At 49.8% G+C, this 12,538-nt stretch carries 9 protein-coding genes; 2 read left to right on the top strand and 7 right to left on the bottom strand.

Annotation, left to right across the window (positions count from 1 at the left end; translation table 11 throughout):
* Position 1: 1 nt before the first annotated feature.
* The 7 genes from C0081_RS05625 to C0081_RS05595 form a co-directional block, all read right to left on the bottom strand.
* Positions 2-2,221 carry a NosR/NirI family protein gene (locus tag C0081_RS05625; RefSeq protein ID WP_101532841.1) on the bottom strand — a complete coding sequence of 740 codons (2,220 nt, stop codon included), beginning with the start codon at positions 2,219-2,221 and terminating at the stop codon, positions 2-4.
* The gene (locus tag C0081_RS05620; RefSeq protein ID WP_146006410.1) at positions 2,212-2,676 is read right to left on the bottom strand and encodes a hypothetical protein; all 465 of its coding nucleotides are present in this window, start codon (positions 2,674-2,676) and stop codon (positions 2,212-2,214) included. The genes C0081_RS05625 and C0081_RS05620 overlap by 10 nt, the downstream gene beginning before the upstream one ends.
* A gap of 560 nt (positions 2,677-3,236) precedes the next feature.
* Complete coding sequence (locus C0081_RS05615; RefSeq protein WP_101532839.1) at positions 3,237-3,908, bottom strand: DUF1523 family protein; 672 nt, start codon at positions 3,906-3,908, stop codon at positions 3,237-3,239.
* Positions 3,909-3,919: 11 nt separating this feature from the next.
* Positions 3,920-5,263 carry a DUF6638 family protein gene (locus C0081_RS05610; RefSeq protein ID WP_101532838.1) on the bottom strand — a complete coding sequence of 448 codons (1,344 nt, stop codon included), beginning with the start codon at positions 5,261-5,263 and terminating at the stop codon, positions 3,920-3,922.
* Positions 5,260-7,206 carry an ATP-binding protein gene (locus tag C0081_RS05605; protein ID WP_101532837.1) on the bottom strand — a complete coding sequence of 649 codons (1,947 nt, stop codon included), beginning with the start codon at positions 7,204-7,206 and terminating at the stop codon, positions 5,260-5,262. The genes C0081_RS05610 and C0081_RS05605 overlap by 4 nt, the downstream gene beginning before the upstream one ends.
* Before the next feature lie 9 nt (positions 7,207-7,215).
* A complete protein-coding gene (locus C0081_RS05600) occupies positions 7,216-8,355 on the bottom strand; it encodes a hypothetical protein (protein WP_101532836.1) in 1,140 nt (379 codons plus the stop codon).
* The gene (locus C0081_RS05595) at positions 8,352-9,428 is read right to left on the bottom strand and encodes a coiled-coil domain-containing protein (RefSeq protein WP_101532835.1); all 1,077 of its coding nucleotides are present in this window, start codon (positions 9,426-9,428) and stop codon (positions 8,352-8,354) included. The genes C0081_RS05600 and C0081_RS05595 overlap by 4 nt, the downstream gene beginning before the upstream one ends.
* 351 nt (positions 9,429-9,779) lie before the next feature.
* Between C0081_RS05595 and C0081_RS05590 the strand changes: the two genes are divergently transcribed.
* Positions 9,780-11,294, top strand: coding sequence for an ATP-binding protein (locus tag C0081_RS05590; RefSeq protein WP_146006409.1), 1,515 nt, complete (start codon positions 9,780-9,782; stop codon positions 11,292-11,294).
* A 43-nt stretch (positions 11,295-11,337) separates the two neighbouring features.
* The gene (locus tag C0081_RS05585) at positions 11,338-12,060 is read left to right on the top strand and encodes a response regulator (RefSeq protein WP_101532833.1); all 723 of its coding nucleotides are present in this window, start codon (positions 11,338-11,340) and stop codon (positions 12,058-12,060) included.
* The last annotated feature ends 478 nt before the right edge of the window (positions 12,061-12,538 follow it).

Raw genomic sequence — 12,538 nt, 5'->3', positions numbered from 1 at the left:
CCTAGTTTTTAGCGCTTGGCTGGCCAAGCAATTGACTGAATGCATCCGCTGATGTGGCGTTGCTTCTTGCTATTTTTTCCCTGCTTTTTCTTTGTTTGATGCAAACAGGGCATTTTTGGTCGTCTTGATAGAGAACCTGACAGTGCAAGCACGACAGGCATTCGTTGGGGTTGATTTCACCGGTTGGATGGATGGCTTGAACAAAGCACTCATTGGCGCATGTCTGGCACGGGCTGCCGCATTCTTTGTAGCGCTTGAGCCAGTCAAACATGCGAATTCTACCGGGGATGGCCAGTGCGGCACCCAGCGGACATAGATAGCGGCAATAGAACCGTTCGATGAACAACCCCGCACTGAGCAAGGCAACAGCGAACAGAACGTAGGGCCATCCGCGTGCGAACTTGAGAATAATCGCAGTCTTAAATGGTTCGATTTCTGCATATTGTTCCGCAAGGGGAACCGAGACCATCGACAGCCCGACCAAACCCATGAAAATCATATATTTCAATGGCCAAAGCCGCTCGTGTAGACCCCAAGGCAGTGTGATTTGTGGCACTTTGAAGAAGCGTGCTATCTGATTGGAAAGCTCCTGCAAGGCTCCGAATGGGCAAAGCCAGCCGCAAAAAGCGCCGCGCCCCCAGAACAACAAGGCTGCCGCAACCGAGCTCCACAGGATGAACACCAAGGGATCAAGCAAAAAGGCATCCCAGCTGAAACCATCCGAGAAAGATGCGCCAAGTGCCATTAGATTGACGATGGACAATTGGGCATTCTGGCTCCATCCGAGGAATGCCAGTGTCAAGGTCAGGAACCCCATGCGGAACCAATAGAAGGCTTTGGCATTACGCGTGGCTTGTTTTTGGAAAAAGAATGTCCCAGTCAAAACCGTGAGCATCACCAACAGAATGGCTATTTCGACTTTTTTGTCGTTCCAGACCCGCTTCCATAAGGCCGCACGTGCCGCTGCATCTTCGTCTCCATCCACCACACTCGTTGCTAGCGGAGCAACAGGGCGCGGCTCAAGATAAAATTCTGGCAGCTTGTAGCCCAGATCGAAGGTGAGAAAGGTTTTCTCAATCGGTCCGACCGCGCGGTTGACCAGCAATTGCAAGCGCCACGGGTCGCCCACATCAAAGTCTGCGTCCGCCGGAATCTTGAAGATATCCAGCTCATTGAAAGCCGGCGCATCATCTGGTGCCAGAGCCCCGAGACGTTTCTGCTGACGATCGTGGAAACGGACCGAATTGTCGCCTTGAATCAATTGAATGCGATCGAATATGCCGCCGCGCACATAACCAGAACCTTTGAAGGAATAGACACCGCGACCCATGATCAAAATGGCCTGCTCTCCTTCTTTCAGCCACTCGGTCAGGTTTTTATATTCTGCGTCACCGAGCAAACTCAAACCGATGCTTGGCACTGATACCAATGCAGCCTGCATGTCGATATAGGTATCGGTCGGATCACCTGGCTCTGGCCGTTTGATGGCGCGAGCATCACCGGCCTTTTCAAAGGCAGAATTGACTTGCCCAATGTCCAGCGTCATGCGGCGGATGGAACCATCACCCGAGAGGGTTTGCCAATCAGACACAGTAATAAGGTCAGACTTGAGGGCGCGTGGGGGGGTATCACTGCCCGCTTCAACAGTGAGGCCACCCAGCTGCATGGCGCGTGAAACTTTAATCGCAGACCGCACGATAGAATCATCAATGATCATAATCGTGACGGTGGCCCCGGAAATGATATCCAGATCGTGGCCAGATCCGCCGGTTTTTGCTTCATGCACGATGTCCAACCCCGAATAAGTCTCGGTCAGGGCTTGGATTTTGCTGTTGGGAATGCCGATCAGCACGATGGGTTCTGAATGTTTGACAAGATTGGCCTTCAGCAATTTGCCATCAGGGTCAATCGCAACCATCACATGTATGGGCTTGCCCGAATATCCGGTTGTGCTGACAAAGTCGCTGGTGATGAATGCATAGCCCAGCAGCTCATCATTTTTCATGACAGGCGCTATGGGTACGTCGCTTCGGAGCGGACCATAGTCCGTTGCTCCCTCGACCAAGTCAGCCGCGGCTACTTTTGTCAGATATTTCTCGATGACCGGCTGGTTGCCGAGTGCGCTAGCTGGCAATGTGAGGAGAAGGGTGGCGGCCAACAGCACCAACAAGGGGGCAAGCGTGCGCCAAAATTCGGGAAAGAGTCTTTTGCCTAATGCCATGAGATGATCTCCGGCATGACAGGCACAGTGTTTGGTGTCGGTGACACCGACACAGAATAAGTGTGCAACATTGGTTCAACTTGCTTGAATGGAGGGGGCGCGCCAGAAAATGGCAAAAGGTGATCCGGCAATGGAATCGAATTGGCTACCAGTTCGGGTTGAGAAAAACCCTTGCCTGCATGGGGAGATGGCATGTCTGTCGTTTTAACAGGCACGCCGACAAATGAATTGTGATGCGTGAAACAGAGGACGCAGCGCGTGCAATCGTCGTTTGGCACATTTTCATCAGAAGGGATCTGAACAAGGGAGAGGCCGGCGCTTGAACAAATAGGTGTCCACTCGTTCATCGCGCTGGAAGCTGCTGGATAGGTCTGAACCAGCATCATCAGTAGGGACAGCACAACACACAACTCGGTTAGAAAGCGCTTCAGCTCTCCGACCAATATTTGCTTCATTTCAGAGCGCTTGTGAGCGCAAGATGAGGAGCCATGTGAATGTTTCATAGATGAAAATTATGGTGTTCCCTTTAGAGTGACCTTGACTTTCGTCAAGCGTAAAGCGGTAATGAATAGTATGTCAGATAAAGATTTTGAAAGATATATTGAATATAAAGGGCTGGAAGCATAATATTCATTGATATTTTCTATTTTTTATAAATTCATAATCTTTAATGTTGTGAATATTGTAACATTGCCATCTATAGCTTCTATAATGGCATCTCAAATATTTTTGAAATTTCTAAGAATTATTATTCTTAAAATAAATCTCAAATGCATGTTCAGTGTTCGCGGATTCGAAAATTTCAATGCATTCAATGTGTCAGATAAGATCATCGTCCATTTTAGCCTTAGTAAAATATAAGCGTGATGGATAAGTCTTTCTCTAAAAGTATTTTAGATTTTCGTAGAATCCCAAGTTGTTATGCGATAAATCCAGTACTGAACAGGTGTTATATCTTTAAGGCTAAAGGTGTTTCACCAAAAGTTCGTTCAGCGCCGCCTCAAACGCAATTGACCTATTTGACCTCGCCAAACCAGCGTTTGAACCAAGCCTTGATAGCCGCTCGGATAGAGCCCAATCGGCTTTGGGCTTGATCTGTGTAATCGGACATATTGTCGGTCATCTCATCGGCGGTTTGTTCGATCTCGTCAAGGACAGGATCGATTTGCTCGACCTTGAATATCCGGATCATGCGGACGATAAAATAAGCAATTGCAGCGAGGCACATGAAGAAGACAATGTTGAACCATGGGATCAGAAAGACATCCGGTCCTGCAACAGGTTTGATCTTCACCACATTGGGGAAAATAGTGAAGAGCTTGATGCGCCAGCCATAGTGGGTTACGGCCACCCAATTGTCATTCTTTTGTGCCAGTGATTGCGCCTGAGCGGTGAGGTTGCCGCTGTCAAATTTCAGATAAGGTGGCCAGCTCCAATCGGTGTCTTCGTTGCGATAGACATAGGGTTTGCCGTTGGGTAGCTCGGCATTGATAAACCGCACATCTCTGGTATCGACCTTGGTGGTTCCTGCGTCGGGAGAGGCCCAGAACCACGACGCGCCGATATCCATGCGCTTCACATCCGTGCCGACAATCCGGACAATGTCACGGGATGGCAATGTATAGTGCAAGAATAGAACAACCAAAATGGCAATGATGGCGCCAACCGCCCATTTAAGAATTTGCATCAAGTCCCCCGTTATCGATCTGCGGGTATTGGGCCCCACGGTCCTTGCCAGTCATCGTCGTCGTAAGCATCTTCGGCTTCTGCCATGCTTGGCTCTGGTCCGAAAAGCTCTTCTCTTGCACCTGCCTTGTCAACGGCATATTCGTCTTCGAGGAATTGTGCGACAAATTCTCTCTTTGCATCACTCCATGAGCGATAGGCTGAATAAAATGCGGTTTTGTGGCAAATGAACAATTGCCTAAAATCCAATGGGGCCATCTGCGCCAGAAGCATGTTGATCAGATGTTTGTCACGGTGGTTCTTGGAGCGCAACAAATAGAAATAAGCAGGGTGATCTGGCCTGAGCCTGAGTGGAGGGTGGCCGGCTTCATTCTTCATCAGGACTTCTTCCAGAGCATGATATTCCGCTGGCAAGTCTTGATATAATTTTCGCTTCAGTCTGCGCAAATCCCGGCGTGATGTGTTTGATAAATCCTCGCCTTTGTCCGCAGCAACATCAATGACAATGAAATCCAGTTTTTGCCGCAACACCGCTCTGGCCTGCATACCCTGTGCTTCGACAATGGGCTCGACCAATTCGTTGATATTCAAAAAGGCGGCGATTTCAAAGCGATCCTTTAAGGTGCAGGCATATTCCACTGGCAGGTCTTCGGGATTGTCCAGCTTGTCGACCGCGATGCAGGCTGGCTCTTGCATATCTCGGAACAAATAGATGCCACCAAAATGGTCGGTATAGAAATTCTTTTGTTCCAGTGCATGCTCTTCCAAACGAATGGGGTTGCTCGTGATGTCGCCGGTGCGTTTGGAAAGTTCGATCATGTCGGCGATCAAAACATCGTCCCACCAACTGTCCGGCTCATTCATGAAACGCGTTATTTTGTTGGTCAGAATGTTGCTGGCTTCGACATGGGCCTCGATGGTGTCGGCTTCGATTTCGATTGTGCGGATGCTGAACAGATCGAGCGGCGTATTGATAGAATATGCAGAATTGATCAGTTCTCCAACCACCGCATTGCGGGCCGTCAACGCAAACAACTGCTCTTCATGGCGGCTGATATAGTCTTTCAGGATGGTCCGTGACATAGAAAACTGGGCATTGAGAAGTGGCGATTTTCTTTGCTCAATCGAGAGAAAGATGAATTGCCGGTTAAAGCCGTCTGGATTCAAATAGAGAAGATCGTCAAATTCGTCGCCGATTTCGGGCGAGAAACCGGAAATATCAATGTGGAACTCTGCAAGCCTGGTTGTCCTGCCTGTCAGGTGTTTGAGCGCTCGATTGTAGCGCCCGACCAAGGCAGGTGAGGTCACCTCAAACAGGTTGCCAAACATCAATCCGCGCTTTACCAGTCGCATCATTGTGACAATGTCTCCAGATAGCGACGTTTTGCTTCTGCTGTGCGTTGCATGTCGCGCACGGCGGCCTCAATTGCCACTTCATCCGATTTATCCGCATAGCGGAATTCGCTGTCGGCATAGCGATTGATTTCCTGCAGCGCCATTTCAGTGGTGATGGGTTTAGCGAGTTCTGCGATCATGTTTTTCTTGGTTTCATAATCCCGCGCCAAGAACAGCGCGGTGTTTTCCATCCATTCATCCGGCAATTCAAAATCCATCGCCCGTACCTTGATTGCGTCCGTTATGTTCTTGATGGCACGACCGGTGAAGCGCTCATCGGCTTGTTGAATGGCTTTGAGATAACGCCCCAATTTCGCGATGGTATCTAAGGTGCCAATCTCTGAAGACACCCGATCAAAGACATTCAACAAGGCGTCTTCTGTGGGGCGGGAGTGACGGTCATAGGAGGCGGCAACCGCTTTTTTGATCACTTGCGCTTCGAACAAGGCGTGATCTCCAAGAGGAATCTGGTGATTTTTGCCGATGAGCAAGTGCAAAATGTCGATATAGTCTTCTTGTGTCTGTGGTCCATCAACCAAGAACCGCGCCCCTGCGCGTTGGCGCAAAGCATCATCGACATTTTCGGGATAATTGGAAAACATGCCGAATGTGCAGTTCCCGCGCACCACAGTATTGGCCCCAGCAAAGCTTTCCATCAAAACGGCTGTGATTTCCAACTGGCCTGCGGATGACTGTCGATCACCGCGTTTGCCCGCCAGCTGATCGATGTCGTCAACCGTGCCAAAGCCGATTACCTTCGGATCCAGGACATTTTTGATAAAAGCTTTGGCATTTTGAGCAGATTTACCCTGATAACTGTCGATACTGTCGGTCGACAGATTCTGGTATCGGAAAGCATAACCGGCGTTCTGGCAATATTCATTGATCAATCCGGCCATCATCTGAATGAGCGTTGTTTTGCCTGTGCCCGGTTTGCCGTCGCCCATGAAGGTGAAAATAAAGCCGCCAAGCTCGGCAAAGGGGTTGAGCTTGCGATCAAAATCATAAGCCATCAGCATCTTAGACAGTTTCATTGCTTGATGTTTGGCGATGTGGTTGCCAACCACTTCATGGGGCTTTTTAAAGGTCATCGTCAGAGAGGAAGAGCGTGCCCGCGCGGTCGGTATGAATCCGTTGATCTCAAAATCTTCGGCTTCAACACGGTAGTTGACGCTGGTAAAAGGCTCTAAACGACTGGAGGCTTCGGCCCGTCGTGCGACCTTTTCCATCAGTTTTTCGCAAAAAGCCATCACCACTGCTATGAGCTGGTTGTCTGAGTTGGCGAATGATGAGAGTTTTTGGTCCAACTCCCACAAGGCGCCATGCAACGCAAGCTGCGGATTGTCTACGACAATTTCTTCCACATCGCCAATATCGAGATCACTGGCGGGGTCGTTAGAGCTGTTTGCTAGCAAGAAGTCGGTCATGTTGGCGAAAACATGAAGGCTAATGAGCGCGGTGGCGTTGAGCAATTCCTCGAAATCCGCGATTTGGTTGGCAGCAAGGGAGCCGGCAAGATTGTCCCGCATTTTATCGCTTAGGCCAGTTTGATCGGCAAATTGATCGCTGACCACCTGCGCAACAGACAAGGCGCGGCGCAAGGATCGCAAAACCGTGGCTTGTAGCGGGCTCATTAAGGGATCGTCGTCATCGCATTCGGTGATGCGTTCGCTCAGTCGCACGCCTTCCGATGCTGTGTTCGGACGGGTGGTGAAACCTGGTGTGGTCGACCGGAACCTGCGCCGCGTGCCAAGGCCACTGGAGCGTTCGGTGACGGGCTTTGCATTGCGTGTGGTCGCAATACGAGGCGTGTGATCGAACCCGGCCAGCATAACCTCAACCAGTGTATATTTCTCGCGGATATGGTCTTCTTTGAGTTCCATTAGATCTGTCGATATGGTCACGAACAAAGCCTATCTATAGCTCAGAACTCTCCCCGAAGGGCTGACGACATATTTGCGTATGTGATCAAAACCCGGTGGATTGCGTTCTTTCAAAATCTGATAAGGTCGTTGCGGTAAAATCAACGACCGTTGTTGCTCGGTCAAACCATCTGTCTCAAAACCACCCAATGTGCCTAGTGGATCCAGTTGATAGATTTGACGTTCAACGGTGCTAAAAAATCCGGCCGATTGCCGTTCGGATCTCGATGCGACAAGTGTTTCCGCAGTCCACGCCAGTGCCCAATCCAGTTCCGGTACTGTGCTGGATTGTGCCAACACATCGCGCAGTGGTCCGGATTGTTCGGTAAAGGCATGGCTATACATGGGCCCGACAAATATGCGCCTTAGCCGCTTGGGGTGCAGGTCATCAAAATCCTGGTCGAACCCTCGCGCAATGGTCACTAGCTTCATGGAGGCTGATGATTGTGCCATCAAATGGGCTTGAACCCGTGGCCAGCGCCTCTCATCCTTGAGTAATGCGTGCCGGCCGGTATCCTCCACATCCAGGAGATAGATGACGGGAATATTTTGCTGGCTGTCATAAACCGCCCAATGGATATGATAGCTGCGGCGATTCTCGGACATGTCGCCCTGCCAGACAGCGCGTGGATCGTTGTGCGCCCAGAATATCCGGTCACTGCGTAATAGATTGTAATAATGCAACTGCGAGGCGGCAAATTGCTGCTCTATCGGTACGGTGTTTTCAGTCAGGATATGATGGACCATATCCTGCTTGAGTTGTTTCATTGAGGGCAGGGACTTCAGGCGCCGTTCGGCTTGCGTGGCGTCACTGGCCATTTGCAGTAATTCCTGATAGATCGGGAACCCGCTGTCCTGTCTGTCAATATTCAATATGCTTGGCAGCAAGTTGGAAACCCGCCCCGCCAGAAGATATTTATAGGACAGGGCGGTGAAGGTTGCCGATAAAGCGGTCAGATAATCTTTGACAGTGGGCAGCTCGGTATCGAGCGCAATTTTGTTCGAGGTGGCGTTTTCTGCAACCTGTGTCAGGTGGGTGATAATGCGCCCAAATTTGTCAAAATACCGCCGTGTCTCGTGAGCATCCTCAAGAGATCTATGATCAGAGGTTAGATCCACGCGCTCGCTCATGAGCCATAGGTGTTTTTGTCGTGTTTTTCGACGATACTTTCAAACCTGCGCGCAAAGCGATCATCAGATTTGGCTTTTTCTTCCAGAACCTTACGAGCAAACACCATGTGATCTTCGTGTTTTTCCATCATATCGGCCATACGTTGATTGGTGGCAGAGCCGATGGCGGCCATTGCCGTCTGGGCTTCCTGATCTGTTGCAACACCGATTTCATTGATCCGGTGCGCCACATCTTGCTGTTGGGCCGTTTTTAAAGACTTGGTCAAGGCATCATACAGAACAACGCGCTGCTTGGTGTCCGTTTGCAGTTTATTGATGAGAACCATCTGAGTTGCGGCCTGATTTTGCAAGCTATCGACCCAGGTCTTTCCCTGTTCAATATAGCGCTCAAGAGTTTGGCTCTGCGCCAGTTTAACCTGTTCTTCCTGTGCCAGCTTGTTGAATTGTCCGTTCAATTTAGCCAGATCTGTTTCGAGTTTTGTGCGTGCCGCGGCGTCTGTTTCAACTGCAATTTTGTTTTCAAGCGCGATGATATCGGGATCAAGCTTCAAGATCTGGCTTTTGATGCTTTCAAGATCTGTTACCGTTTGCTCTCGATTGGCGAGGGTTTCGGACAGGTTTTGCTCAACTCTGGTAGAATGTTCATTGAGGGTGTTTAGTTGGCCTTGCAGCAGTTGGGTGATCACGTCAGATTTTGAGATCAGGTCCTGTAGCTTGTCGTCGATGTTGGCTGTGCGCATGCGTTCTTGCCGCAAGCTATCGGCACGGGCTTTCGAGAATATGCCAATCGTTGTCTCCCACCCCGAATAGGAGCGCATAGCATCAAAATCTTTGGAAAAGGCCGACGTGACATCGTCGAGACCCATAATCAGCTCCGCAATATTGGCGTTCATGGCCTCTGTGTGAGAATGCACATCTTGAAGGGATGCATTTTCAATATCGATAGAAATATCAATCCCGGAATCGAGCTTTTCTCTCGCCGTTTCAATTTTGGACGACATTTCCGATATCTTCAATTTAGCGGTCTCGATTTCTTCTTTAGATTGTCTAATTTGTGCATCAAAGCTGGACATAAGCTTTCCTTCAAAATTCAACCCTACAACTTCAAGGTAGTATCTAACAATTCATTGTTCAATCAACTACATTACAGCATGATCTCGAAAAGGCTGAATTGACTAGCGAATTCGTCGGTATTTCAATCTGCGTGGTGCAAATTTTGTGAATATCGGCTTTTTGATGCACAGCGTCGAACGTTGAGGCCGCTGTCTGGCTTTATGACACTTGTTTCAATCTTGCTGTCTGGTGGATTATGGGTTTGTTGAGATGCTGAGAGCAGAATAGAAATCCTGTTGCCCGAAATTTGCTGTTGCAACGGTTGTTTGGTGGTCCACGATCCCTTCACATTTGACTGGCATGGTTTGATTATGATTTGGAAGAAGCACTCCCTTGCCACAAAATTGTTTGCCGCCTTTCTCGTCACCAGTATTTTGATCATTCTGGTGATTGCGGGCCTTATTGGCCAAAAAATGCGGTCTGGTTTTTCTGATTATCTGCTTCAGGTTGAGCTTCAGGGCATGGATGAATTGGTCGATCAAATCGCCAAAGCCCATAGCGACCCAGTCGTTTGGGAGCGTTTGAATAGCGCCGCAAATGTTTGGGATGATCTTGTCCGTTCTGGCATGAAGGCGCGAGGGGCTCAGCAGAATCCGCCTATTCTATCTTTGTCTCGTCCTCCGCGGCCGGGGATTGGCCAAATGCCGCCTCGGTTTGAGGCGCCGGACAGGATGTCTCCACCACGCCCTCCCGCTCAACCGGATCCTCTGCACCTGGGTATGCGCCTGAGTTTGCTCACGCCGGATGGGGCATATTTGGCCGGGGCCCGACTGGGGGGGCGGGCCTATGCATCGCGTCCCGTTTATGCCGAAACCAAAGACGGGGTGGAAGGCAAAGTTATCGGGTGGCTTGCACTGTCGAGCCCCCAAGATGGGCGTGCCGCTCGGGATGATCAATTCTTGTTGGATCAGTTTCGCACATTGTTATGGGTTTCGTTGTTGGCCGTTGGTATCTCCGCGCTGGCGGCTTTTTTGCTGGCGCGCAATGTTGTGACGCCCATCCGGGCTTTGGTTCGTGGCACCCGAGATTTGGCGGCGGGAAACTATTCTGCTCGCATGAAAGGAGAGGGGCCTGATGAAATTGGCTCGCTGGTGCGAGACTTTAACTCGATGGCAGAAAGTTTGCAGACGGCAGAAAAAGCCGAACGTCAGTGGATGTCGGACGCCTCGCATGAACTAAAAACGCCGCTTGCTATCCTGAAAGGTCGCATCGAAGGGCTGCAAGATGGCATCTATCAGGCCGATGCCGGTTTGTTGTCTGAGATGCATCAGACTGTTGATCGTTTGAACCGTCTTGTGAACGACCTCAATATGTTGACGCATGCACGTGAAGGGCGGATATTATGCGACCTGTCTGAAGAAAATCTGTCAGCTTTGGTCTGCGATGCGGTCCAGCACATCGGTGGGCGCTATGCCGAGAAAGGCCTGACTGTTGAATTGGACTTGCCTGATGGGCTTCTGGTCTATTGTGATAGAAATCGCATTAGGCAAATGCTGGACAATCTATTGGAGAATGCACGTCGATACACGGATGCCCCGGGTAAGGTGCGCGTTTTCTCGCATTCGGTAGATAAAAGTGCAGATCAAATTACTCTTGTCATAGAAGATAGCTCGCCTCGTCCTGATGAACAGGATATTGGTCACTTATTTGAGCGGTTTTATCGAACAGATCCGTCTCGAGCGCGCCAATCAGGGGGATCCGGTTTGGGTTTGGCCATTTGTCGGGCTATTGTCGAAGCCCACGGGGGTAGCATTCAAGCGAGGCCTTCGTCTTTGGGTGGGTTGGCCGTTGAAATCCACTTGCCAATTGGAATGGATCTAGGCTAACGCGATCGTTATATTTGGCGATTGAAAGGATCGGGAAAACGATATGACGGAATACAATGATGGTTGGCACATTATGATCGTTGAGGATGAACCCTCTCTCGCCATAATCATTCAGGACTATCTGAAGCAGGCTGGCATGACCGCTGATATTTTGCATGAAGGGGCTCATGCGGTGGAAGCAATCCTTGAGCGCGCGCCTGATCTGGTCATTCTGGACGTCATGCTGCCTGGTAAGGACGGTTTGAGTATCTGCCGCGAAGTCCGCGCCAAGAGTGATGTGCCCATTATCCTTGAAACGGCTCGGGTTGAAGAGCTGGATCGGTTGTTGGGGCTGGAGCTGGGCGCTGATGATTATGTCTGCAAACCCTTTTCGCCACGTGAATTGGTGGCGCGGGTGAAGGCTATCTTGCGCAGACAGGAAAAACTCATGTTGCTTTCACAGCAAAAGTCAGCCGACTTTGAGCTTGACGATAGTCCTCTGAAATTGGATGAAGACCGCTGGGCTGTCACATATCAAGGGCAAGAGCTTCCTCTGACAAGACGTGAGTTTCAGCTGCTCGCTACATTACATAAGCGCCCGGGACGGGTTTTCTCACGGACGCAATTGGTCGAACTTACATTCCCAGATGATACTGATGTGTTTGATCGTGTGATTGATACCCATGTTAAAAATATACGCACAAAACTCAGAAAGGTTGCGCCGAGCGCTGAAATCATTCGGTCTGTCTATGGCGTGGGCTATGCCTATGAAGAGGCGGAGGCTTGAATGCGCTCTCAATTGAAGGCCTTTAAAACAGTGGTTCTCTATGGTGCGGGTCAACACTCGGTATCAAAATATCGCCGACTTACCCTCGCGGGGCGGGTGGTTGGCATACTGCTGCACTCAGAAGCTACAGGTCTCATGGACAAAGGTAGCGATCTCTGCAACCCATTATTAGGGCAATAAACCTTGTAATCAGCACTCCTTTTAAGAGGGGTTTCGGACAATTAACGAAATCCGAGTTCCTGAAACTGAGTAAATGCGTTGCGAAAAAGGAATTTTGCGGCCCCTCATGGGACTATGAGACGCTGGTAAGAAAAGCCTAAAGTTGACTCAGATATAAGCGATATTTTCTATTCGGTTATATCGGTGGGGTATGCAATAAAAAGCGCTCATAATTCCAACTTTTCACAGCTTATAAATAGTCGGTAAACGGCGGTTTTATACCGTTCATGAGCGTTTTGTACATCTTTTTTTGAATGAT

It is taken from the genome of Cohaesibacter celericrescens, assembly GCF_002866925.1.
GTDB classification, from domain to species: Bacteria; Pseudomonadota; Alphaproteobacteria; order Rhizobiales; family Cohaesibacteraceae; genus Cohaesibacter; species Cohaesibacter celericrescens.
The sequence above is the reverse complement of the archived record's forward strand: the minus strand, read 5'-3'. Positions and strand labels throughout refer to the sequence as shown.